Source organism: Kitasatospora sp. NPDC029312 (assembly GCF_055569215.1).
Genome location: NZ_JBVHXY010000052.1, coordinates 1 through 23,568, shown reverse-complemented (window position 1 = coordinate 23,568; position 23,568 = coordinate 1). Strand labels below are relative to the sequence as shown.

23 protein-coding genes are annotated in these 23,568 nt (G+C 73.3%); 17 read left to right on the top strand and 6 right to left on the bottom strand.

The genetic code is table 11. The features are described from left to right. Positions 1-206: 206 nt before the first annotated feature. The 4 genes from mmpB to ACZ4WV_RS30830 all read left to right on the top strand — a co-directional run bounded on the left by mmpB (position 207) and on the right by ACZ4WV_RS30830 (position 3,861). Entirely contained in the window at positions 207-347 is a 141-nt protein-coding gene (gene mmpB / locus ACZ4WV_RS30845) for a morphogenic membrane protein MmpB (RefSeq protein ID WP_181970605.1), read from the top strand. A 47-nt stretch (positions 348-394) separates the two neighbouring features. Beyond that, positions 395-997: a nucleoside triphosphate pyrophosphatase gene (locus tag ACZ4WV_RS30840; protein ID WP_465751931.1), complete on the top strand. Its 603-nt coding sequence runs from the start codon at positions 395-397 to the stop codon at positions 995-997. A 118-nt stretch (positions 998-1,115) separates the two neighbouring features. After that, positions 1,116-1,850, top strand: a complete 735-nt coding sequence (locus ACZ4WV_RS30835) for a hypothetical protein (protein ID WP_465751930.1) — start codon at positions 1,116-1,118, stop codon at positions 1,848-1,850. A gap of 235 nt (positions 1,851-2,085) precedes the next feature. After that, positions 2,086-3,861 carry an acetyl/propionyl/methylcrotonyl-CoA carboxylase subunit alpha gene (locus tag ACZ4WV_RS30830; RefSeq protein ID WP_465751929.1) on the top strand — a complete coding sequence of 592 codons (1,776 nt, stop codon included), beginning with the start codon at positions 2,086-2,088 and terminating at the stop codon, positions 3,859-3,861. 191 nt (positions 3,862-4,052) lie between these two features. Here ACZ4WV_RS30830 and ACZ4WV_RS30825 read toward each other — a convergent pair whose 3' ends face one another. Further along, a complete protein-coding gene (locus ACZ4WV_RS30825; RefSeq protein WP_465751954.1) occupies positions 4,053-5,009 on the bottom strand; it encodes a DeoR/GlpR family DNA-binding transcription regulator in 957 nt (318 codons plus the stop codon). 236 nt (positions 5,010-5,245) lie between these two features. Next, positions 5,246-6,757, bottom strand: coding sequence for an NAD(P)H-quinone dehydrogenase (locus tag ACZ4WV_RS30820; protein WP_465751928.1), 1,512 nt, complete (start codon positions 6,755-6,757; stop codon positions 5,246-5,248). Positions 6,758-6,877: 120 nt separating this feature from the next. On the opposite strand from ACZ4WV_RS30820, the gene ACZ4WV_RS30815 reads away from it, so the two are divergent. The 3 genes from ACZ4WV_RS30815 (at position 6,878) to ACZ4WV_RS30805 (ending at position 10,207) form a co-directional block, all read left to right on the top strand. Then, complete coding sequence (locus ACZ4WV_RS30815) at positions 6,878-7,315, top strand: gamma-glutamylcyclotransferase family protein (RefSeq protein WP_465751927.1); 438 nt, start codon at positions 6,878-6,880, stop codon at positions 7,313-7,315. Positions 7,316-7,506: 191 nt separating this feature from the next. After that, positions 7,507-8,328, top strand: a complete 822-nt coding sequence (locus ACZ4WV_RS30810) for a purine-nucleoside phosphorylase (protein ID WP_465751926.1) — start codon at positions 7,507-7,509, stop codon at positions 8,326-8,328. Positions 8,329-8,488: 160 nt separating this feature from the next. After that, positions 8,489-10,207, top strand: a complete 1,719-nt coding sequence (locus ACZ4WV_RS30805) for a phospho-sugar mutase (protein WP_465751925.1) — start codon at positions 8,489-8,491, stop codon at positions 10,205-10,207. 92 nt (positions 10,208-10,299) lie between these two features. On the opposite strand, the gene ACZ4WV_RS30800 is transcribed toward ACZ4WV_RS30805, so the two are convergent. Continuing rightward, positions 10,300-10,974, bottom strand: coding sequence for a PH domain-containing protein (locus tag ACZ4WV_RS30800; protein ID WP_465751924.1), 675 nt, complete (start codon positions 10,972-10,974; stop codon positions 10,300-10,302). 106 nt (positions 10,975-11,080) lie between these two features. Between ACZ4WV_RS30800 and deoC the strand changes: the two genes are divergently transcribed. From deoC to ACZ4WV_RS30780, 4 genes are all read left to right on the top strand, one after another. Beyond that, on the top strand, positions 11,081-12,067 hold the full coding sequence (deoC, locus tag ACZ4WV_RS30795) for a deoxyribose-phosphate aldolase (protein ID WP_465751923.1): 987 nt from the start codon (positions 11,081-11,083) through the stop codon (positions 12,065-12,067). Between the two features lie 5 nt (positions 12,068-12,072). Next, positions 12,073-13,548 carry an aldehyde dehydrogenase family protein gene (locus ACZ4WV_RS30790; protein ID WP_465751922.1) on the top strand — a complete coding sequence of 492 codons (1,476 nt, stop codon included), beginning with the start codon at positions 12,073-12,075 and terminating at the stop codon, positions 13,546-13,548. Then, the gene (locus ACZ4WV_RS30785) at positions 13,541-14,461 is read left to right on the top strand and encodes an aldehyde dehydrogenase family protein (protein ID WP_465751921.1); all 921 of its coding nucleotides are present in this window, start codon (positions 13,541-13,543) and stop codon (positions 14,459-14,461) included. The genes ACZ4WV_RS30790 and ACZ4WV_RS30785 overlap by 8 nt, the downstream gene beginning before the upstream one ends. A gap of 181 nt (positions 14,462-14,642) precedes the next feature. Then, positions 14,643-15,281, top strand: coding sequence for an ATP-binding protein (locus tag ACZ4WV_RS30780; protein WP_465751920.1), 639 nt, complete (start codon positions 14,643-14,645; stop codon positions 15,279-15,281). A gap of 198 nt (positions 15,282-15,479) precedes the next feature. Here ACZ4WV_RS30780 and ACZ4WV_RS30775 read toward each other — a convergent pair whose 3' ends face one another. After that, positions 15,480-16,301, bottom strand: a complete 822-nt coding sequence (locus tag ACZ4WV_RS30775; RefSeq protein WP_465751953.1) for a SigE family RNA polymerase sigma factor — start codon at positions 16,299-16,301, stop codon at positions 15,480-15,482. Positions 16,302-16,735: 434 nt separating this feature from the next. Between ACZ4WV_RS30775 and ACZ4WV_RS30770 the strand changes: the two genes are divergently transcribed. The 4 genes from ACZ4WV_RS30770 (at position 16,736) to ACZ4WV_RS30755 (ending at position 20,072) form a co-directional block, all read left to right on the top strand. Beyond that, positions 16,736-17,416, top strand: coding sequence for a response regulator (locus ACZ4WV_RS30770; RefSeq protein WP_465751919.1), 681 nt, complete (start codon positions 16,736-16,738; stop codon positions 17,414-17,416). 46 nt (positions 17,417-17,462) lie between these two features. Next, a complete protein-coding gene (locus tag ACZ4WV_RS30765) occupies positions 17,463-19,007 on the top strand; it encodes an ATP-binding protein (protein WP_465751918.1) in 1,545 nt (514 codons plus the stop codon). After that, positions 19,004-19,327 carry a hypothetical protein gene (locus ACZ4WV_RS30760; protein ID WP_465751917.1) on the top strand — a complete coding sequence of 108 codons (324 nt, stop codon included), beginning with the start codon at positions 19,004-19,006 and terminating at the stop codon, positions 19,325-19,327. The genes ACZ4WV_RS30765 and ACZ4WV_RS30760 overlap by 4 nt, the downstream gene beginning before the upstream one ends. A 214-nt stretch (positions 19,328-19,541) precedes the next feature. Next, on the top strand, positions 19,542-20,072 hold the full coding sequence (locus ACZ4WV_RS30755; RefSeq protein WP_465751952.1) for a VanZ family protein: 531 nt from the start codon (positions 19,542-19,544) through the stop codon (positions 20,070-20,072). On the opposite strand, the gene ACZ4WV_RS30750 is transcribed toward ACZ4WV_RS30755, so the two are convergent. After that, the gene (locus ACZ4WV_RS30750; RefSeq protein WP_465751916.1) at positions 20,042-20,716 is read right to left on the bottom strand and encodes a PhzF family phenazine biosynthesis protein; all 675 of its coding nucleotides are present in this window, start codon (positions 20,714-20,716) and stop codon (positions 20,042-20,044) included. The genes ACZ4WV_RS30755 and ACZ4WV_RS30750 overlap by 31 nt on opposite strands. A 146-nt stretch (positions 20,717-20,862) precedes the next feature. Here ACZ4WV_RS30750 and ACZ4WV_RS30745 point away from each other — a divergent pair, with 146 nt between their 5' ends. Then, entirely contained in the window at positions 20,863-21,372 is a 510-nt protein-coding gene (locus ACZ4WV_RS30745) for a hypothetical protein (RefSeq protein WP_465751915.1), read from the top strand. A 78-nt stretch (positions 21,373-21,450) separates the two neighbouring features. On the opposite strand, the gene ACZ4WV_RS30740 is transcribed toward ACZ4WV_RS30745, so the two are convergent. Continuing rightward, positions 21,451-22,839, bottom strand: coding sequence for a hypothetical protein (locus ACZ4WV_RS30740; protein ID WP_465751914.1), 1,389 nt, complete (start codon positions 22,837-22,839; stop codon positions 21,451-21,453). 430 nt (positions 22,840-23,269) lie between these two features. On the opposite strand from ACZ4WV_RS30740, the gene ACZ4WV_RS30735 reads away from it, so the two are divergent. Further along, positions 23,270-23,455, top strand: a complete 186-nt coding sequence (locus tag ACZ4WV_RS30735; protein WP_350735952.1) for a PspC domain-containing protein — start codon at positions 23,270-23,272, stop codon at positions 23,453-23,455. Positions 23,456-23,568 lie beyond the last annotated feature (113 nt).

Sequence of the window (23,568 nt, the reverse complement as noted above, 5' to 3'; positions counted from 1 at the left end):
ATGCTCCCATCACTCGTCCGTTCGTTGGGGAACACACCACCGCCCCCACGCCTCGAAGGCGCCGCCCCCCCCCCCCCCCCCCCCCCGCCGTCGTTCCTCCGCTCGCCTCCGGGAACGGCCCGGGGCCGGCCGGTGACACCGGCCCCGGCCGGAACCTGAGTACGGATACTCAGGCGCCCGGCCCGGGAGCGGCGCACTCTGGACGGGTGCTCTGGTCAGACCCCCGCGATGAGCCCTCGCCCGAGGCCCGCCGCATGCAGGAACGGATGCAGCGGGCCGGCAAGGTGCTCGCCGCCCTGGTGCTGGTGGGCGCCGTCCTGATCATGATCTCCCGGTCGTTCACCTGAAGCGTTCACCCGAACGGCGGACACCGGCAGCCCCTACCCTGGTGGACATGACCGACCAGCGCCCCCTCGTCCTCGCCTCCGCCTCCCCCGCCCGCCTCGGCCTGCTGCGCCAGGCGGGGCTCGACCCGCACGTGGTGGTCAGCGGCGTCGACGAGGACGCCATCAGCGCCGCCACCCCGGCCGAACTCGCCCTCGTCCTCGCCGAGGCCAAGGCCAAGGCCGTCGCCGCCGGACTCACCGGCGGCGAGCTGGTGATCGGCTGCGACTCCGTCCTGGAGCTGGACGGCCAGGCCCTCGGCAAGCCCGCCGACGCCACCGAGGCGCTGGCCCGCTGGCAGTCGATGCGCGGCCGGGCCGGCGTACTGCGCACCGGCCACTGCGTGATCGACACCGCGACCGGCCGCCAGTCCTCCGAGACCGCCTCCACCACCGTCCGCTTCGGCACCCCGGACGACGAGGAGATCGCCGCCTACGTGGCCTCCGGCGAACCGCTGTACGTGGCCGGGGCGTTCACCCTGGACGGCCGCTCGGCCCCGTTCATCGACGGCATCGACGGCGACCCGGGCAACGTCATCGGCCTGTCCCTGCCGCTGCTGCGCCGCCTGCTCGCCGACCTGGACCTGCGGATCACCGACCTGTGGACCAAGTGACCTGCCGCCGTCCCCGGTTGGACGCCTCAGGCCGTGTCCGACAATTCGCGTCGCGCGCCCGGCGGGAAATGTCAGACACGCCCTAAGCTGAGCGCTCGAACGGGGAGGGAACGCGGCGATGACCGACAGCGTGCTCAACGTGGTGCTCGGCCTGGTGGCCAGCGCCATCAGCGCCGCCCTGGGCTGGCTCGCCCAGGCCCTGCGGCGGCGCCGCAGGGCCGAGCGGATGCGGGCCTTCCTCGGACTGCCGTCCGGCAGCGAGTGCCTGATCGTGGTGCCCCGCAGCATCGGGACGGGCTCGCACGAGCACACCGTGACCCGCTGGGACGCCTACGCCCTGATGTGGCTGGCCGGGCTGGTCGAGGAGTGCGGCGCCCGGGCCGAACTGGTCGCCCACGACGCCGCGCACCGCGGTCTGGGCGTCAAGACCGAGCTCTGCCTGGGCGGCCCGGTGAGCAACGAGCGGGCGGCCGCCCACCTGGCCTGGGGCCTGCCGGGCGTGCTGGTCACCTCCGGCCCCGGCCCGGGCAGCAACGTGATCGTGGCGGGCGACCACGACTTCCGCGCCGACCACGACCAGGCGCACACCCTGCTGGCCCGGATCGCCACCCCGGACGGCGGCCGCCCGGTGTTCCTGATAGCCGGCCAGACCGGCATCGCCAACCAGGCCGGAGTGCGCTACCTGGTCGCCCACCACCGCGAACTCGCCCGCAGGTACGGCCGGAACGGCACGTTCGCGCTCGTCCTGCGGGTGGTCAACCCGGCCGCGTACGGGCCGGACATGGTCGAACTCGCCGCCGACGTGACCGCCGACGCCCTGCGACGCCCCGCGCCCGCCTCGACCCCGGCTTAAGCGGGCTGCGGGAAGGTGTGTTCCATGACACCGTCCCGCCACGCCGCCGCCCGGTCACCCACCGTCGACCGCTCCGGCCGCACCGCACCGGCCGCGACCTGCGCGGTCGCCAACGCACCGTGATCGGGACCGGATTTCCCATCACCGAGCGTGTGGGATAGTTCACAACCTGGGGCTACTCGCCGGTACCGCCCAGGAATCCATAAACTCAACGAGGTTCAAGAAGGGAGCCACAGTGCGCAAGGTGCTCATCGCCAACCGCGGGGAAATCGCCGTCCGCGTCGCCCGGGCCTGCTCGGACGCCGGTATCGCCAGCGTCGCCGTCTACGCCGAGCCGGACCGGGATGCGCTGCACGTCCGCGCGGCCGACGAGGCTTACGCGCTGGGCGGTGACACCCCCGGCACCAGTTACCTGGACATCGCCAAGGTCCTCAAGGCCGCCGAGGACTCCGGCGCCGACGCCGTCCACCCCGGGTACGGGTTCCTGTCGGAGAACGCCGAGTTCGCCCAGGCCGTCCTCGACGCGGGTCTGACCTGGATCGGCCCGCCGCCGCAGGCGATCCGCGACCTCGGTGACAAGGTCACCGCCCGTCACGTCGCCCAGCGCGCCGGCGCCCCGCTGGTGGCCGGCACCCCGGACCCGGTCTCGGGCGCCGACGAGGTCGTCGCCTTCGCCCGGGAGCACGGCCTGCCGGTCGCCATCAAGGCGGCCTTCGGCGGCGGCGGTCGCGGCCTCAAGGTCGCCCGCACGCTGGAGGAGATCCCGGAGCTGTACGACTCCGCGGTGCGCGAGGCGGTCGCCGCCTTCGGCCGCGGCGAGTGCTTCGTCGAGCGCTACCTGGACAACCCGCGGCACGTGGAGACCCAGTGCCTCGCCGACAAGCACGGCAACGTGGTCGTCGTCTCCACCCGTGACTGCTCGCTGCAGCGCCGGCACCAGAAGCTGGTCGAGGAGGCGCCCGCGCCGTTCCTGACCCCGGAGCAGAACGCCGAGCTGTACCGCGCGTCCAAGGCCATCCTGAAGGAGGCCGGCTACGAGGGCGCCGGGACCTGCGAGTTCCTGGTGGCGAAGGACGGCACGATCTCCTTCCTGGAGGTCAACACCCGTCTGCAGGTGGAGCACCCGGTCACCGAGGAGGTCACCGGGATCGACCTGGTCCGCGAGATGTTCCGGATCGCCGACGGCGAGGAGCTCGGCTACGGCGACCCCGAGGTGCGCGGCCACTCCTTCGAGTTCCGTATCAACGGCGAGGACCCGGGCCGGGGCTTCCTGCCCGCGCCCGGCACCGTGACGCTGTTCGCCCCGCCGTCCGGCCCGGGCGTGCGCCTGGACTCCGGCGTCGAGACCGGCTCGGTCATCGGCCCCGCCTGGGACTCGCTGCTGGCCAAGCTGATCGTCTCGGGCCGCGACCGCAAGCAGGCCCTGGAGCGGGCCCGCCGCGCGCTGAACGAGTTCAAGGTCGAGGGCATGGCCACCGCCATCCCGTTCCACCGGGCCGTCGTCACCGACCCCGCGTTCGCGCCCGAGGTGCACGGCAGCGACGAGCCGTTCACGATCTACACCCGCTGGATCGAGACCGAGTTCGACAACACCATCCCGCCCTTCGCGGGCGCGGCCGGCGAGGGCGAGGAGGCGGAGACCCGGGAGACCGTGGTCGTCGAGGTCGGCGGCAAGCGGATCGAGGTCTCGCTGCCGTCCTCGCTGGGCGCCGCGGCGGCCCCGGCGGCCGGTGCGGCGGGTGCCACCAAGGCCAAGCGCCGGGCGGGCGCCAAGAAGGCCGGCTCGGCCGTCAGCGGCGACACCCTGGCCTCGCCGATGCAGGGCACCATCGTCAAGGTCGCCGTCGAGGAGGGCCAGGTCGTCGCCGAGGGCGAGCTGATCGTGGTCCTGGAGGCGATGAAGATGGAGCAGCCGCTGAACGCCCACAAGTCGGGCACCGTCGTCGGCCTCAAGGCCGAGGTGGGCGGGAGCGTCAGCAGCGGCGCCGCGCTGTGCGAGATCAAGGACTGACCCCGATCACGCTCTGACCCGGGTCACGCGCCGACCCGGATCAGGTTCGCCGGTGATCAACCGGCCTGATCCGGGCCGAGGCCCGGGCGGTCCGGCTGGCCACCGCACGGTCTGTCAATCTTTCGACCGGTCCGTACTCCTTTCGAGGGGTGCGGACCGGTCGGGTTTCCCCACCGTACGGGGCGAAGGGCTCAGCGCCCCCGCTGCATGCCCAGCTCCGCCAGCCGGACCGGCATCCCACCCGGGCCGGCCGGCCCGCCGTGGGTGCCGGGGCGCCGCTGGCCGGGCAGCGGGGCGCCGCCGGGGCCCGGGGCGGGGCGGCGGCCCATCGGGCCGGGCTGGGTCTGGTGGACGGGCCCGCTGCCGGTGCCGTGCACCGGGGCGTCCCCGGCGGGGGCCGCACCGAACGGCGCCAGGTCGATCTGGACCCCGCAGTCGGCCAGCGCGTCCAGCTCCCTGGCGGTCGCGTCGTCGGCGGTGGCCTGCTCGTCGGTGACCAGCCGGGTGATCATCTCGGTGGCGACGGTCTGGAACATGCTGTCCGCGCCGAGCTTGGTGTGGTCGGCGAGGACGATGACCTCGGCGGCCGACTGCACCAGTGCTCGGTCCACGCTCGCGGACAACATGTTCGCGGTCGACAGGCCGCGCTCGGCGGTCAGCCCGCTGCCGGAGATGAAGGCCTTGGTGACCCGCAGCCCCTGCAGCGACTGCTCGGCCCCGCTGCCTACCAACGCGTAGTTGGAGCCGCGCAGGGTGCCGCCGGTCATCACCACCTCGACCCGGTTGGCGTGCGCCAGCGCCTGGGCGACCAGCAGCGAGTTGGTGACCACGGTCAGCCCGGGCACCCGGGCGAGCCGGCGGGCCAGCTCCTGGGTGGTGGTGCCGGCGCCGACCACCACCGCGTCGCCCTCCTCCACCAGTCCGGCGGCGAGGTCCGCGATGGCGCTCTTCTCCGCCGCGGACAGGTGGGTCTTCTGCGGGTAACCGGGTTCGCGGCTGAAGCCGCCGGGGAGCACCGCGCCGCCGTGCCGGCGGTCGAGGAGCCCTTCTGCCTCCAGCGCCCGCACGTCACGGCGCACGGTCACTTCGGAGGTCTGGACGACGCGGGCCAACTCCCGGAGCGAGACCGCTCCGTTGGCGCGCACCATTTCGAGGATCAACTGGCGACGTTCTGCTGCAAACACAGAACCGACGGTAACCTGCGTGACCGTCTGCTTTCAGGCGTTTGCAGCTGGTAGCGGGAATTGCTCACCCACGAGCGGCGCGTGACCGTACAATACGCGCCGTCAACAACCCGGGACTGCGCCCGCTGTCCGGGTGAGGCCCCGTCATGCGCGAAGGGCGGCCGCCGATCGGCAGCCGCCCCCAACTTCGTGTCTCGGGCTCAGGATTCGCCGGCGGCCCGCTTGCGGATGTGCAGCTGCCGGGCGACCTCGGCGGTCGAGCCGGAGACGGACGGGTAGACGGTGAAGGCGCTGGCCACCTGTTCGACCGTCAGATTGGCGTCCACCGCGAGCGAGATCGGGTGGATCAGTTCGCTGGCCCGCGGGGCGACGACCACGCCGCCGACCACGATGCCGGTGCCCGGCCGGCAGAACAGCTTCACGAAGCCGTCCCGGATGCCCTGCATCTTCGCCCGGGGGTTGCCGCGCAGCGGCAGTTTGACCACGACGGCGTCCATCTTGCCGCACTCCACGTCGGCCGCGGTGTAGCCGACGGTGGCGATCTCCGGGTCGGTGAAGACGTTGGAGGCCACGGTCTTGAGGTTCAGCGGCTGCACCGCGTCGCCGAGCGCGTGGTACATCGCGATCCGGCCCTGCATGGCCGCCACCGAGGCGAGCATGAACACCCCGGTGCAGTCGCCCGCGGCGTAGACGCCCGGGGCGCTGGTGCGGGAGACCCGGTCGACCTGGATCTGGCCCCAGTCGTTGAGCTTGACCCCGGCCTCCTCCAGGCCCATGTCGGCCGTGTTGGGGATCGAGCCGACCGCCATCAGGCAGTGGGTGCCCTCGATCACCGTGCCGTCGGAGAGGGTCACCTCGACCCGGTCGCCGGTCCATCCCTCCTCGCCCGCCTCGGGCGAGGAGGATCCCTGGGTGCCTTCCGCCCGTGCCGAGATCCTCTTGACCGTTTCGGCGCGCGAGCGGCTCATCACGTTCATGCCGCGGCGCCGGAAGACGTCCTCCAGCACCTCGGCGGCGTCCGGGTCCTCGCCCGGCAGCACCCGGTCACGGCTGGACACCAGGGTGACCTTGGAGCCGAGCGCCTGGTAGGCGCCGGCGAACTCGGCGCCGGTCACACCGGAGCCGACCACGATCAGCTCGCGGGGCAGCTCCTCCAGGTCGTAGACCTGGGTCCAGGTGAGGATCCGCTCGCCGTCCGGCTGGGCGTCCGGGAGCTCGCGCGGGTGCGCGCCGGTGGCGATCAGCACGGCGTCCGCGCGCAGCGACTGCACGCTGCCGTCGGGTCCGTCCACCAGCACCTCGCGGGAGCCGTCCACGGCCTGTCCGCCGCCGCCGAGCCGGCCGCGGCCGCGCAGCACGGTGACCCCGGCGCGGGTGACGGACTGGGTGATGTCGTGGGACTGCGCGATCGCCAGGCGCTTCACCCGGCGGTTGACCTTGCCCAGGTCCACGCCGATGACCTTGGCGTCCTGGTCGGCACCGTCCCGGGCGACGGTGATGCCCAGCTCCTCGTACGAGCTGTCGAAGGTGGTCATCACCTCCGCGGTCGCGATCAGCGTCTTCGACGGCACGCAGTCCGTGAGCACCGCCGATCCGCCCAGACCGTCGCGGTCGACGACGGTCACCTCCGCGCCGAGCTGAGCGGCCACCAGCGCCGCCTCGTAGCCGCCGGGTCCGCCACCGATGATCACGATCCGAGTCACGCTCACCATTGTCCCGCACGCCGGGACGGCCGCCACAACGGGGTCCGGGCTCCGTAGGAAGCCACACTGGACCGCGTACCGACGGGCACTCGCCCCGGAGCGTGGGCCGACCGGGCTACGCTGGCCCCCATGCCCCTTTACGCCGCGTATGCCACCAACCTCGATGCCCGGCAGATGACCCGCCGAGCCCCGCACTCACCGCTGCGCGGCACCGGATGGCTGGACGGCTGGCGACTCACCTTCGGCGGCGAGCAGCTCGGCTGGGAGGGCTCGCTGGCCACCGTCGTCGAGGACGAGAAGGACCGGGTCTTCGTCTCCCTCTACGACATCGCCCCGATGGACGAGGAGGGCCTGGACCGCTGGGAGGGCGTCCAGCTCGGCATCTACACCAAGATCAAGCTGCGGGCGCAGACCCTGGACGGCGACATCCCGGTCTGGACGTACGTGCTGAACGACTACGAGGGCGGCCTGCCGGCAGCCCGCTACCTCGGCCTGATCGCCGACGCCGCCGAGAGCGCCGGGGCCCCGGACGACTACGTGCGGGACCTGCGCCGCCGGCCCTGTTAGCACCGGCCCCCTGGACCGGCCCTCGTCCCCGCCCGTACCGGTTCCGCACGTACCGATTCCTGTACGTACCGACAAGCCCGACGGCCCGGAAAGCGCCACCGACCTGTGTTTTCGGGTCAACCGGGTAACGATCCGGCATGCCGCGGCGGATTTTCTACGCGCGTAGCCGAATCCCGTCTATCCTCGGATCCGTGAACGCTTCTCCTCAGTCGGTCGTCTCCGCCGACCCCTACGCCGCCGCCCAGGCCGCCGCCGAGCGCCTGCGCGAGCTGACCGGTGCCGAGCGGCACGACGTCGCCCTGGTGATGGGCTCCGGCTGGGTGCCGGCCGCCGACGCCCTGGGCGAGACCGTGGCCGAGTTCCCGGTCACCGAGCTCCCGGGCTTCCCCGCCCCCGCCGTGGCCGGCCACGCCGGCAAGATCCGCTCGGTGAAGATCGGCGACAAGCGCGCCCTGATCTTCCTCGGCCGCAACCACTACTACGAGGGCCACGGCGTGGCCACCGTCGTCCACGGCGTGCGCACCGCCGCCGCGGCCGGTTGCGCCACCATCGTCCTGACCAACGGCTGCGGCGGCCTCCGCCAGGGCTGGACCCCGGGTCAGCCGGTCCTGATCAGCGACCACATCAACCTGACCGGGGACTCCCCGATCGTCGGCGCCAACTTCGTCGACCTCACCGACCTGTACTCCAGGCGCCTGCGCGCGCTGTGCCGCGAGGTCGACCCGAGCCTGGACGAGGCCGTCTACGTCCAGTTCCGCGGCCCGCACTACGAGACCCCGGCCGAGGTCAACATGGCCCGGGTCATCGGCGGCGAGCTGGTCGGCATGTCCACCACCCTGGAGGCCATCGCGGCCCGCGAGGCCGGCACCGAGGTGCTCGGCATCTCCCTGGTCACCAACCTGGCCGCCGGCATGACCGGTGAGCCGCTCAACCACGAAGAGGTGCTGGAGGCCGGCAAGGCCTCCGCCGAGCGCATGGGCGAGCTGCTGGCGAAGGTCCTGGAGCGGATCTGACGCCTCCCGGGCGCAGAATCATGAGTGACGGGGCCCACGGGCGGCGTGATCCGCTGATCACGCCTTCCCGCGGGCCCCGTCCGCATGTGCACACTTCTTCCCGTCTTGCGCGGAACCCTCAGGCCGACACACCGACGCACTTCCCGATGGAGCTGGCAACATGACGCAGGCACCCACCACCGACCTCCTCGCCCGGGCCCGGACCTGGCTGGCCGAGGACCCCGACCCGCAGACCCGCGAGGAACTGACCGCCCTGCTGGCCCGGGCCGAGGCCCCGGAGGCCGAGGAGGACGGCACGCTCGCCTGGTCCGAGCTCGCCGGGCGCTTCGCCGACCGCCTGCAGTTCGGCACCGCCGGACTGCGCGGCGAACTCGGCGCCGGCCCGATGCGGATGAACCGCGCCGTGGTGATCCGGGCCGCGGCCGGCCTGGTCGCGTACGTCAAGAAGGAGAACCTGGGCGACCTGGTCGTCATCGGCTACGACGCCCGGCACAAGTCGTACGACTTCGCCCGCGACACCGCCGCCGTGGTGGTCGGGGCCGGCCTGCGCGCCGCGCTGCTGCCGCGCCCGCTGCCGACCCCGGTGCTCGCCTTCGCCGTCCGCCACCTCGGCGCGGCCGCCGGGGTGACCGTCACCGCGAGCCACAACCCGCCGCAGGACAACGGCTACAAGGTCTACCTGGGCGACGGCTCGCAGATCGTCCCGCCGGCCGACGCCGGGATCGCCGCCGAGATCGACGCGATCGGCTCGCTGGACGACGTCCCGCGCGCCGAGGACGGCTGGGAGGTGCTCGGCGAGGACGTCGTCGAGGCCTACCTGACCCGTGCCGTCTCCATCGTCGACGCCCACAGCCCGCGCGAGCTGGACGTGGTCTACACCCCGATGCACGGCGTCGGCCGCGACACCCTGGTCGCCGCCTTCCGCCGGGCCGGCTTCCCGGCGCCCACCGTGGTCGCCGAGCAGGCCGAGCCCGACCCGGACTTCCCGACCGTGGCCTTCCCGAACCCGGAGGAGCCGGGGGCGATGGACCTCGCCTTCCGCACCGCCGCCGAGGTCGGCCCGGACATCGTGATCGCCAACGACCCGGACGCGGACCGCTGCGCGGTGGCCGTCCCCCTCCACGGCAACGCGGCCGGCAGCGGCAACGGCACCGCCGGGTGGCGGATGCTGCGCGGCGACGAGGTCGGCGCGCTGCTCGGCTCGGCGCTGGTCGCCAAGAAGGTCGAGGGCACCTTCGCCACCACGATCGTCTCCGCCACCCTGCTCGGCCGGATCGCCGAGGCCGCGGGCCTGGACTACGCCGAGACGCTGACCGGCTTCAAGTGGCTCTCCCGCGCCGAGGGCCTGCGTTACGGCTACGAGGAGGCGCTCGGCTACTGCGTCGACCCGCAGGGCGTCCGGGACAAGGACGGCATCACCGCCGCCCTGCTGGTCGCCGAACTCGCCGCGACGCTCAAGCGGTCCGGCCGCACCCTGACCGACCTGCTGGACGACCTGGCGCTGGAGCACGGCCTGCACGCCACCGACCAGCTCTCGGTGCGGGTCCAGGACCTCTCGCTGATCGCCGACGCCATGCGCCGACTGCGCGAGCAGCCGCCGACCGTCCTGGCGGGCCTGACCGTCACCCGCGCCGACGACCTGTCGGCCGGCTCCGCGGACCTGCCGCCGACCGACGGCCTGCGCTACTACCTCGACGGCGAGGCCGTCCGCTCGGCCCGCATCGTGGTCCGCCCCTCCGGCACCGAGCCCAAGCTCAAGTGCTACCTGGAGGTCGTCCTCCCGGTCGCCTCCGCGGCCGACCTCGCCGCCACCCGCGGCCGCGCCGCCGACCTCCTCGACGCCATCAAGCGGGACCTGGGCCGGGCCGCGGGCATCTGACCCGCCCCGATCCGCCCCCGCGATCCGAAAAGGGCCCGCCGGTACGCGCCGGCGGGCCCTTTCGTATGCGTCTTCGTACGCGTTCCCCCGGGTCAGGCCAGGATCACCGCGATCAGCGCGGCGAGCCCGAGCAGCGTGGGCGCGATGATCCACCAGCACCACCGGACCACCAGGGGGCCCGCGGCGGCGGGACGGTCGGCGTTGCGCTCGGCCATCTCCTGGAGGACGTCGGTGACCTGGTCCGACCAGGCGCGGGTCGGGTCCGGCGAACCCTGGACGACCGGGTTGCTCTGGCGGCCGAAGACCATGCCCATCCGGGAGGCGTGCTCGGCGGCGTCGGTGGTCCGGATGCGGTTGGCGCGCTTGCGCTGGCGCAGCGAGACCGGGACGGCCCAGACCTGGTACTTCCCGCCGCCGGCCAGGAGCTCGACCGAGTAGCCCGCGCGCAGGGCGTCGACCGAGGCCCAGGGGGCGGTGATGGTCCGCCACGGGTTGCGGACGAGCAGGCGGCGGGCGTCGGCCCGGACCATCGGGCGCAGCGTGTAGGCGATCACCGGGAGGGCGAACACCGGTACGGCCGCGAGGGCGATGAACGGGGTCTTCCCGGTGCCGGTCGCCACCGCGTCGCCGATCACCCAGGCGGCGACGGCCAGCAGGAACACGCCGGAGATGACGCCGGGGACGGAGCGGTACACGCGGTCCGCGTACTCGGGCTCCCCGTCGGGGGCGGCCGAGCCCTGGTGGGGCTTGCCGTCGGATTCGGTCATGGCGTCGATTCTGCCCCATGCCCCCCACCTGGAGGTCTCGGTCCGGCCACGAAAGGCAGGCACCCTAGCGGTCGGCTACGCGCGTAGATATGCTGGTCTGGTGACTATGTCCACTGTTGCAGCCAATGCCCTCGGCGTTGCGGGCAGCGGCCTCGCGGACGTTGCGGCGTCCGAGGCCTCGCTCCGCCGCTTCCTGCACGGCCTGCCCGGCGTCGACCAGGTCGGCCTGGAGGCGCGTGCCGCCACCCTCGGTACCCGCTCGATCAAGTCCACGGCGAAGGCCAACGCCATCGACCTGGCGATCTCCATGATCGACCTCACCACGCTCGAGGGCGCGGACACGGTCGGCAAGGTTCGCGCCCTGTGCGCGAAGGGCAGGACCCCCGACCCGACCGACCCGACCACCCCGCGCGTCGCCGCCATCTGTGTCTACCCGGACATGGTCGCCACCGCGAAGGACGCCCTGCGCGGCACCGACATCCAGGTCGCCTCCGTGGCCACCGCCTTCCCGGCCGGCCGCGCCGCCCTCCCGGTCAAGCTCGCCGACACCGCCGACGCGGTGGCCGCGGGCGCCGACGAGATCGACATGGTGATCGACCGGGGCGCCTTCCTCTCCGGCCGCTACCTCGACGTCTTCAACGAGATCGTCGCCGTCAAGGAGGCGTGCAAGCGCGCCGACGGCAGCTCCGCCCACCTCAAGGTGATCTTCGAGACCGGCGAGCTGCAGACGTACGACAACGTGCGCCGCGTCTCCTGGCTGGCGATGCTGGCCGGTGCCGACTTCATCAAGACCTCCACCGGCAAGGTCGCCGTCAACGCGACCCCGCCGGTCACCCTGCTGATGCTGGAGGCGGTCCGCGACTTCCGCGCGCAGACCGGCGTCCAGGTCGGTGTGAAGCCCGCCGGCGGGATCAAGACCACCAAGGACGCCATGAAGTACCTGGTGATGGTCAACGAGACCCTCGGCGACGACTGGCTGAGCCCGCACTGGTTCCGCTTCGGCGCCTCCAGCCTGCTGAACGACCTGCTGATGCAGCGCCAGAAGCTCACCACCGGACGCTACTCCGGCCCCGACTACGTGACGGTGGACTGATCACCATGGCCAAGAAGAAGACCACCGAGGAGCCCGTGCGCACGTCCGGCCTCTTCGAGTACGCCCCGGCCCCCGAGTCCCCCGCCGCCGCGGGTGACATCGCCACCTCCTACGGCCACTTCATCGGCGGCGAGTTCGTCGACTCCTCCGGCAGCGAGGCCTTGAAGACGGTCAACCCGGCCACCGAGCAGGTGCTCGCCGAGTTCGCCCAGGGCACCGACGAGGACGTGGACCGCGCCGTCGCCGCCGCCCGCAGGGCCTTCGCCGACTGGTCGGCGCTGCCCGGCAGCGAGCGCGCCAAGTACCTGTTCCGGATCGCCCGGGTCATCCAGGAGCGCAGCCGCGAGCTCGCCGTGCTGGAGTCGATCGACAACGGCAAGCCGATCCGCGAGACCCGCGACGTCGACCTGCCGCTGGTCGCCGCGCACTTCTTCTACTACGCCGGCTGGGCGGACAAGCTGGACTACGCGGGCTTCGGCCCGAGCCCGAAGCCGCTGGGCGTGGCCGGCCAGGTCATCCCGTGGAACTTCCCGCTGCTGATGCTGGCGTGGAAGATCGCGCCCGCGCTGGCGACCGGCAACACGGTCGTCCTGAAGCCCGCCGAGACCACCCCGCTGACCGCGCTGCGCTTCGCCGAGATCTGCCGCCAGGCCGGCCTGCCGAAGGGCGTCGTCAACATCGTCACCGGTGACGGCCGCACCGGCGCCGCGCTGACGGCCCACCCGGACGTCAACAAGGTCGCCTTCACCGGCTCCACCCCGGTCGGCCGGGCGATCGCCAAGCAGCTGGCCGGCACCCGCAAGAAGCTGTCGCTGGAGCTGGGCGGCAAGGCCGCCAACATCGTCTTCGACGACGCGCCGCTCGACCAGGCGGTCGAGGGCATCGTCAACGGCATCTTCTTCAACCAGGGCCACGTCTGCTGCGCGGGCTCGCGCCTGCTGGTCCAGGAGTCGATTCAGGACGAGCTGCTGGACGCCCTGAAGCGCCGGATGGGCACCCTGCGGGTCGGCGACCCGCTGGACAAGAACACCGACATCGGCGCCATCAACTCCGCCGAGCAGCTGGCCCGGATCACCGCGCTGACCGAGGCCGGCGAGGCCGAGGGCGCCGAGCGCTGGTCGCCGGCCTGCGAGCTCCCGGGCACCGGCTTCTGGTTCAAGCCGACCCTGTTCACCGGCGTCAGCCAGGCCCACCGGATCGCCCAGGAGGAGATCTTCGGCCCGGTGCTGTCCGTGCTGACCTTCCGCACCCCCGAAGAGGCGGTCGCGAAGGCCAACAACACGCCGTACGGCCTCTCCGCCGGCATCTGGACGGAGAAGGGCTCGCGCATCCTCTGGATGGCCGACAAGCTCAAGGCCGGCGTGGTCTGGGCCAACACCTTCAACAAGTTCGACCCGACCTCGCCGTTCGGCGGCTACAAGGAGTCGGGCTACGGCCGCGAGGGTGGCCGCCACGGTCTGGAGGCCTACCTCGATGTCTGATGTCGCGACGCGTGTTGACGCCCCTGCGCGGATCCAGGTCTTCAAGACCTACAAGCTGTACGTCGGCGGGAAGTTCCCGCGCTCCGAGAGCGGGCGGGTGTACGAGGTGACTGACTCGAAGGGCGAGTGGCTCGCCAACGCCCCGCTGGGCACCCGCAAGGACGCCCGCGACGCCGTCGTGGCCGCCCGCGCGGCGGTCAAGGGCTGGGCCGGCACCACCGCCTACAACCGCGGCCAGGTGCTGTACCGGGTGGCCGAGATGCTGCAGGGCCGGCGCGAGCAGTTCGCCGCCGAGGTGGCCGCCGCCGAGGGCATCGGCCCGAAGAAGGCCGCCGCGCTGGTGGACGCCGCGATCGACCGCTGGGTCTGGTACGCGGGCTGGACGGACAAGGTCGCCCAGATCGTGGGCGGCGCCAACCCCGTCGCCGGCCCGTACTTCAACCTGTCCACCCCGGAGCCGACCGGCGTGGTCGGGATCGTCGCCCCGCAGGCCGGGTACGGGCACTCGCTGCTCGGCCTGGTCTCGGTGATCGCCCCGGCGATCGCCACCGGCAACACGGTCGTGGTCGCGGCCGCCGCGGACGCCCCGCTGCCCGCGCTGTCGCTGGGCGAGGTGCTGGCCACCTCGGACGTCCCGGGCGGCGTGGTCAACATCATCTCGGGCAAGACCGCGGACATCGCGCCCACCCTGGCCTCCCACCAGGACGTCAACGCGCTGGACCTCACCGGGGCCATCGCCTCCGACGGCCCCGGCGCGGCGCCCGCCCTGGAGGCGGCCGCCGCGGATACCCTGAAGCGGGTGGTCCGTCCGCAGCTGGACCCGTTCGCCCAGGACTGGACGAATGCGCCCGGTACGGACCGGCTACTCTCCTTCCTGGAGACGAAGACGGTCTGGCACCCGATGGGCATCTGACCCTCCGTCGCCGTTCGGCAACAACTCCACAGACTGGCCGTCCTCAGTGCCCTCACCCCCCCAGGGCCCGGACGGTCATTGGACGGACCCGCGCCTCTCCCCCCCCTGGCGCGGGTCCGTCGGTGTTCCGGCGGGCACACGGGTTTCGGCAACCGGCCGCCATGCGTCAGACTGGTGTCCCGTGAGTGACTCCCCCCTGAACCCCGCCCCGCCGGCCCGCGCCCGGGTGATCCTGCTCTCCGGGCCCTCCGGATCGGGGAAGTCCTCGCTCGCCGAGCGCACCGGCCTGCCGGTGCTCCAGCTGGACGACTTCTACAAGGACGGGGACGACCCCACCCTGCCCCGGCTGCCCGACGGCGCCGTGGACTGGGACTCCCCGCTCGCCTGGCACCGGGACCAGGCCATCGCCGCGATCCGCGCGCTGTACGAGCACGGGTGCACGGACGTGCCGGTGTACTCGATCCCTGACAACGGCCGGATCGACACCCGGGCCCTGGACCTGGGCGGCGCGTCGGCGTTCATCGCGGAGGGCATCTTCGCCGCCGAGATCGTCGCGGAGTGCGCCGCCGAGGGCCTGCTCGGCGACGCCCTCTGCCTGCGCAACGGCGCGCTCACCACGGCCTGGCGCCGGCTGCGCCGGGACGTCCGCGAGGGCCGCAAGTCGCTGCCGGTGCTGCTGCGCCGGGGCTACCGGCTGATGCGGGCCGAGCGCTCCATCGTCGGGCGGCAGGTCGCGCTGGGCTCGTACCCGTGTGCCGGGCCGGAGGCCGAGCGGCGGGTCCGCGCGGCGGCCGGACGGCGGGAGCTCTCCGCCGTCTGAACCGGCCCCCGAGCCGCTCGGCCGGGCCGAAGGCCCATGAAACGACGACGACGACGGGCCCGGTGCGTCTCCCCCGCACCGGGCCCGTCGCCTTCCCGAACGGCTCTCGGCTCCCCACGGGCACCCGCTCCCCCGAGTCGGTGCCCCCGAACCGCGACCGTCCGCTACCCGTCCCCCGACGGGAGTCCTCCGTGCGCCCTACGCGACCAGCTCGCCGAACGCCCGGGCGGTGTCGCCCGACTTGTTCAGGTGCTCGTCGTCGCGCAGCCGGCGCAGCGCGCGCCAGATGCTGCTCTTGACCGTGCCGACGCTGATCCCCAGGACGTCGGCGATCTCCGGGTCGGTCTTGCCCTCGTAGTACCGCAGCACCAGCATGGTCCGCTGGTTCTCCGGCAGCTTGGCCAGCGCCTGCCACAGCACGGTGCGCAGCTCGGTGCCGCCCATCGCGTCGGTGTCGCCGGCCGTCTCCGGCAGCTCCTCGGTCGGGTACTCGTTGACCTTGCGGCGCCGCCAGGCGGAGATGTGCAGGTTGGTCATGGTGCGGCGGAGGTACCCGCCGACCGCGGCCTTGTCGGTGATCCGGCCCCAGGCCCGGTAGGTGCTGAAGAGCGCGCTCTGCAGCAGGTCCTCGGCCTCGTAGCGGTCACCGGTGAGGTGGTACGCCGTGGCGTACAGGGAGGCGCGGCGCTCGCGCACGTACGCGGTGAACTCCGTGATGTGGTCCTCCGCGACGGCCGGGTGCTCCCCCTGCGCGTCTCCCTGTCCCGCCTCGGTGGTGCGGGCCGGTGCGGGATTCAGCCGCAGCAGCGTCGCACCGGCGGCCTCGCGACCGGCCGATTCCCCCGAACCGACCGTCCGCAGGCCGTTGCTCCCCCCGGTCCCCCTGGTCCCCCCCGGGGTGTCCGTGCCCTCGACGCGGACGGGGAGGATGCCCCGCAGCGTGAGGGTGGTGGCGGAGTCGGCCGCACTCCCCAGTCGGCCGATCCCGTACAGCTCCCCCGTCCTGCCGCCGCCGCTCATCCGGCGGGCGACAGGGTTTCCACCGGTGCTGTGCGCGCACCCCCGTACGGTCACGGCACCGGAGTTCTCGTCGGTCCTGACCTCGTACCGGGTCCGAGGGGCGGTCGCTGAGGAACGCGCGGTGCGGAGAGCCGGGTTGGTCCGGGTCTGAAGCGTGGCGTTCATCGTGCGCCCCCTGGGTCGGTACGAGCGGTTCCTGTTGCCGCCCTCCAGCCGGCCCTTGCGGCCCGCTGTCCTGCGGCGACATGGAAAATCCTGCCCGGCGGTTGTGATGGCGCTGTCCGTCGACTGTCACAGGGGTGTCACAGGGGCGGGCCTTTCGTCCCGGTCCGGCTCCCTCCGTACCGGACGCCGGTGGCCGCCCTTCCGGTTCCCGCGCGCAGGGTGACCGGTCGGGGGGTGATTCGACGCTCCCCGTGGGCCAAAATGGGGCCGTGCCATTCCTCCTTCTGATCGAGGACGACGACGCCATCCGGACCGGCCTCGAACTCGCCCTCACCCGCCAGGGCCACCGCGTGGCCACCGCCGCCTCCGGTGAGGACGGTCTGAGGCTCTTCAAGGAGCAGCGGCCCGACCTGATCGTGCTGGACGTCATGCTGCCCGGCATCGACGGCTTCGAGGTGTGCCGCCGGATCCGCCGCACCGACCAGCTGCCGATCATCCTGCTCACCGCGCGTTCCGACGACATCGACGTGGTGGTGGGCCTGGAGTCCGGCGCCGACGACTACGTGGTCAAGCCGGTGCAGCCGCGCGTCCTGGACGCCCGGATCCGGGCCGTGCTGCGGCGCGGCGAACGGGAGAGCTCGGACTCCTCCGCCTACGGGAGCGTGGTGATCGACCGGGCCGCGATGACCGTCACCAAGGACGGCCAGGACCTCCAGCTCACCCCGACCGAACTGCGGCTGCTGCTGGAGCTCAGTCGTCGGCCCGGGCAGGCGCTCTCCCGCCAGCAGCTGCTGCGACTGGTCTGGGAGCACGACTACCTCGGCGACTCCCGGCTGGTGGACGCCTGCGTCCAGCGGCTGCGGGCGAAAGTCGAGGACGTGCCGTCCGCGCCGACGCTGATCCGCACCGTGCGCGGCGTCGGCTACCGGCTGGATCCGCCGACGGCCTGACCACTCACCCCCGGCATTCTGAACTCCCGTACGACGACAGGCTCTTGTGACTGACCAACAGCAGACTGCCCGGCGGTTCTCCGCGGGCCGGTGGCGGACGCTGCGCTCCCTGCGGGTGCGGCTGATCGCGGTATTCGCGGCGGTCGCGCTGCTCGCCGCCGTCTCGGCCTCCGGCATCGCGTACTGGCTCAACCGCGACGCCGTGCTCAAGCGCGCCCAGGACACGGCGCTGAACGACTTCCGGGTCTCGCTCAGCCGCAACGTCTCCGAGCTGCCGCTGAACGCCAGTTGCCCGGACCTCGCCGCGCTGGCGTCCAACGTGGCCAGCTCCGGACTGAGCTACGACGTGGTGGTGGTCGACTCGGCGCACCCGGAGTGCCCGGCCTCCTCGGACCCGACGCACTACACGCTGGCCGACGTGCCGGCGGCGCTGCAGTCCACCGTCGCCAAGCCGCGCGAGGTCAGCGAGACCAACCCGTACCCGTACCACCTGTACTGGCAGCGGCAGAACCTGCAGGGCCGGCCGTTCCTGATCGGCGGCACCAAGGTGGTGCCGAACGGGCCGACGGCGTACGTGTTCAAGTCGCTGGAGAACGAGCGGGCCGACCTCAACACGCTGAGCTGGTCGCTGGCCATCGCGACCCTGCTCGCGCTGATCGGCTCGGCGCTGCTCGCCCAGGCCGCCTCGGCGACGGTTCTGCGGCCGGTCAAGCGGCTCGGCGAGGCCGCCCGGCGGCTCGGCCAGGGACACCTGGACACCCGGTTGGAGGTCGAGGGCTCGGACGAGCTCGCCGACCTCGCCCGGACCTTCAACCGGGCCGCGGAGTCGCTGCACGAGCAGGTCGAGGAGCTGAGCGCGCGCGAGGCGCAGAGCCGACGGTTCGTCGCCGACATGTCGCACGAGCTACGCACCCCGCTGACCGCGATGACCGCGGTGACGGACATCCTGGAGGACGAGGCCGAGTCGCTGGACCCGATGATCGAGCCGGCCGTACGGCTCGTGGTGAGCGAGACCCGGCGGCTGTCCGACCTGGTGGAGAACCTGATGGAGGTGACCCGGTTCGACGCCGGCACCGCCAAACTGGTCGCCGACGAGGTGGACATCGCCGACCTGATCATGTCCTGCATCGACGGCCGCGCCTGGTACGACGCGGTCGAACTGGACGCCCCGCGCGGCATCCTGGCCGTCGTCGACCCGCGCCGGCTGGACGTGGTCTTCGCCAACCTGATCGGCAACGCCCTCAAGCACGGCGGCTCGCCGGTGCGGGTCAAGGTCCGGCAGACCGAGGACTCGGTCGTGGTCGAGGTCTCCGACAGCGGTCCCGGCATCCCGGAGGACGTGCTGCCGCTGGTCTTCGACCGCTTCTACAAGGCCGACCGGGGGCGGGCCCGTTCCGAGGGCAGCGGCCTGGGGCTGTCCATCGCGATGGCCAACGCCCGGATCCACGGGGGGACGATCACGGCGGCGAACGGGGAGGTCGGCGCGGTGTTCACCCTGACGCTCCCGCTGACCCCGCCGCCCCCGCCGTCCGCGGGCGAGGCCGAAGGCGGCCCCGCCGGCGACGCCGCCGAGCACAAGGACACCACGTGACCCCCCCGACCCGTACCAGCGTGCACCGCGCCGCCGGCGTGCTGCTCCTGCTCGCACTCGCCTCCGGCTGCGGCATCCGGCCGACCGCCGTGCCGGTCGACGCCGGCGCGCCCGCCAGCCGGACGGCCTGCCCGACCACCCCGCACGTACCGACCGCCCTGGCCACCCCGTCGGTCCCGGCGCCCGCCACCACGCCGGCCCGCGGCACGGCCACGCGGACGGGCGCGAGCCCCAGCCCCTCGCGCACCCCGGTGGCGCCGGGCTCGCCGCCGCCCGACAACGTGTTCAGCGCGGTGCCGACAGTCTCCCCCTGCAAGTGAGAGTGCGGCGCGAAGGAGCGTGCCCGGAAATGTTCACGCCCGGCGGGGAACCGCCGTGCCACCGGTCCACGTCCTTCCCCCCGTGCAGCGAGATGGCACTGGGGCCCGCCGCCCGGCGGACGGAAGTCCGAGGACGGCCCCCGGGACACGCGACGAGCGTTCCGGCGCACGGACCGAGACGGAGCCGGCGACGGCCGTCCACCGTCCCCTCCGGCTGGCAGGACTGGCGGGCCTGGCCCTCCACCTGACGCTGGCGCTCTGGCTGGTGCTCAGACCCCTGCCGGTGGCCTGGGTGTACGACGCCAACCTCACCCCGCTCGCCTCGCTCCGCTCCTCCACCGCCTGGCAGGTGGCCGGCGAGCTCCTGCTGCTCGCCCCGCTCGGCGTCCTGCTCCCCCTGGCCGGCGGCCGGGTCCGGGCCCCCTGGCTGCCGTCCTTCCTGCGCACCACCGGCGTCTCCGCCCTGCTGGCGACCGGCCTCGAGTTCCTCTCCTCCTGGGCGCCCGGGCACGTCCTCAACGTGGACCACATACTGTTCGCCGTGATCGGCGTGGTGATCGCCCACGTCGCCCTCGTCCCCGGCCTGCGCCACCTGCTGCGGGACGGCCGCCGGTCGACGCCGCGGACGCCGCGGGCCACCGTCCTGGCCGGCCGCCCGGTACCCGCCGCCACTACCCCGACGGTGACCGTCGCGCCCGCGGCCCGCCCGCACGCCTACGCGGAGCCCACTCCCCCGGCCCGCTGAGCGCCCGCCCGCACCACCCGCCCGCCGACCTCGACCAGCCCACCTGGCCGCGGCGCGGTCATCAGCTGTGAGCCCCGGCCCTGGGTGATGGTCAGCGCCCGCCCGAGCCGGGCGGTCAGCAGCAGGGCGGCCGCGCCCGTCGCCTCGTCCTCGTCGATCCCGTCACCCCGGCCGGGAAAGGCCCGAGCCCGGACCGTACCGGCCGCCTCGTCCTGCCAGGCCCAGGCGTAGACCCACTCCCCGGGCGGCGGCACCCGCAGCGCATCCACCTCGGCCGCCGAACCGTACTGCCGCAGAGTGCGCCCCGGAGCCCACTCCGGCCGGGCCGCGATCCGGGTCAGCCCGTCCTCGCGCCGGACGCCGACCGGCCCGGCAGCGGTCACCAACCGGTCCACACCGAGCAGCCACGCCACCCCGACGCAGGGATGGCCCGCGAAGGGCAGCCGCACGCTCGGAGTGTAGATGTCGACCTCACCCCGCACCGGGTCATCGACGAACACCGTCTCACTGAAACCCAGTTCACCCGCGACGGCCTGCCGCTCCGCCCGCCCCGGCACGGCGGCACCCTCACGCACCACACCGAGCTCATTGCCGTACTCCCCGCCAGGCCCGCAAAAGACCCTCAGCACCTCATAGCCAGTCATTTCCCACCTCGTCAATTGCCGTTCCAGCTCAGCGCAACGACACCGTGATGAAAACGCGGCGACGGATGTCAGCCGCCTTTAGTACTGTGCGCTCTCGTCCCCGAACGGTTCCCGCCGTTTTTCTTCCTCCCACAGGAAAACCCCCCTTGAATAATCTCGACTTCGGCGCTGAGCCGCTGTTCTCCTGGTACGTCGTCCTGCTCGCGCTCAGCGGCGCCATCATGCTGGCCCTCGGGGCCGTGATCGGCTCGCTGAAGGCCGGTATGCGGATCCTGAACGTGCTCGTCGGCCTCGGCTTCCTGGGGTACGCCTACTACCTCGCCTTCGTCTTCGACGGCGGCGAGTACCGGATCTTCTTCCAGGCGTTCATCCTGCCGGTCGCGGTGATCGTCGCCTCGGTGAAGGCGATCGTCGAGCGCAGCAACGCGAAGAACCAGCCGACGGCCCAGCCGGTCGGGGCGTACGACCCGAACGCGCCGTACAACCCCAACGCGCAGCAGGCCGCTCCGTACAACCCGAACGCCCCGCAGACCGGGCAGCCCGTCCCGCCGCAGGGCGCCGCGCCGTACCAGCCGGCCGTTCCCGCGCAGCCGGTGGCGGGGAACCCGTACGCCCAGCCCGGCCAGCCGGAGGCGTCGCAGCACCCGGCCGGCTGATCGCGCCTACGACGATGGAAGGCCCGCCCGTCCCCCGCTGACACAGCGGGGGACGGGCGGGCCTTCCGGCGTCTCGGGTCAGTTCCCGGCGGCCTTGCGGCGGCGTGCCACGACCACGGTGCCGATGCCGAGGGCGATCGCCGTCGCGCCGGTGATCGCCATCGGGGCGGAGGAGGGGCCGCCGCCGGTGGAGGCCAGGCGGGTGTCGGTCGCGGCGGCCGGGGCCGCGGCGGGCCGGGCGCTGTCACCGGAGCCCGGATCGGACTGCGTGGTGGCGGCCGCCGGGCTCGGTGCCCCGGTGGTGAGCTGCGCGGCCGGCAGGGCCGGCACGGTGGACGGCTCGGCGGCCGGGGCAGTCGGGGGCGGGGCGGTGGAGCCCGCTGCGGCTTCGATCCGGAAGCCGACCCTCGGGCTGGAGGTCCCGCGTTCGGTCCCGCCCGGGCCGGCCAGGCTGTACCCGTTGGCGAGGACCGATTCGGCGGCTGCCGGGGCGTCCTTGGTCCAGGCGAGCCGCAGGTCGACCGTCCGGCTCTGGCCGTCGGGCAGCGGGATGACGTCGGCTTCCTTGGAGCCGCTGCGCAGTTCCACCGCCAGCTGGCTGTTGGGGAGTTCGTAGCCGTCCGGCGTGCCCGCGATCCATTCGCCCGCCCGGGTCTGGAACTCGAGCCTGACCATGTCCGCGCGGAGCAGCCCCTCGCCCTGGAAGACGATCGCCGGGACGACCCTGAGGTCCGTTCCGGTGTGGTTGCTGTAGACCACGGTGAACGGCTTCGCCTCGCCGCCGGCGGTGAAGGAGGCGGGGACGCCCTCGACCTTGACGTCCGGGAGTCCGACCGGGGCCGGGGTGCTGGGACCGCCGACCGGAAGGATGGTGAAGGCCGGGGTGCCGCCGGAGGCATGGCCGATGCGCTGCTCGGGCGGCAGCGTCGGGTCCGAGACCACCGCGGTCAGCCCCGCGGAGGCCTGGCCGGGAGCGGCGTCGGCGGCGAAGGTCAGCCGCAGCCGGTAGGTGGCCTCGGCGCCGGCCGCCAGGTGGAGCCGGGTGGCGAAGGGGTCGAGCTCCCACCACGCCCCGGTGGTGGAGCCCGGACGGAGCTTGGCGTCCTGCCACTGGGTGCTGCCCGGCTTCTGGACCTGCAGCTTGAGCTGGCTCTCCCGCACGCCGACGCCGACGGTCGCGATGACGAAATCGGTCGTGACGTCCATCTGGTGGTCGGCCGTGTTCTTGAGGGTCGAGCCGAACTCGATCGTGCTGCCCGCCGTGATCGCGGCCGGGAAGCCGGTCGTGGTGATCGTGACGGGCGAGGCCGTGCCGTACGGCGCCGGCGCGGGGGCGGGGGCGGGGGCGGGGGCGGTGGAGGCCGGGCCGGTGGAGCCCGGTGCGGTGGGGCCGGTCGTCGGGGTCGCGTAGACGGCCGGGGCCGAGGCCAGGGCGAGACCGGCGACCAGGGCGGAAGCGGCGGCCACCGCGAGGAGACTGCGGGACTGACTGCGCAACGGAACCTCACGAGGAATTCGGGCGGAGCCCGAGAAGAGTGCGAAATCGCAGGTGTGAGGGGTCGTTTGCGGCCGGGTAAGTGCCGCCGGACCGCCCCCCGCCGATCAGCGACCGCGGAATCATATCCCTCTGGTCGGACCACCGTGCGAACGGACGTTCGCACCCCGGCGGCGCTCCGGCGGCGGCCGGGTGGCGGCCGGGCGGCTGTCGGCCCGGGCCCGCGGAGGCGTTCGGCCTCAGGGTTCCCCTGAGCCGGACCCCGACGTCCGGCTACGCCTCCCCGGTGACCCGTCGGGGTCGGGAATCGCCTGGTGGGCGGAGGTTTCCGGGCCGTCGGACGGCGAGTATGGAAGTACGCCCGCCGGACCAGCCGGACCGGGCCCGGCCCAAGGAGCAGACATGAGTGCCCGCCTCGCCCGTCCCCGCCACAACCGCGTCATCGCCGGCGTCTGCGCCGGGATCGCCGAGCGCTTCGGCCTGACCCCGTGGACCGTCCGCTTGATCTTCCTGCTCTCGTGCCTGCTCCCCGGCCCGCAGTTCCTGCTCTACCTCGCCCTGTGGGTGCTGCTCCCCCAGGAGCCGTGACGCCGTACGGGCGGGCACGGGGGGGGGGGGGGGGGGGGGGGGGGGGGGGGGGGGGGGGGGGGGGGGGGGGGGGGGGGGGGGGGGGGGGGGGGGGGGGGGGAGGGGGGGGGGGG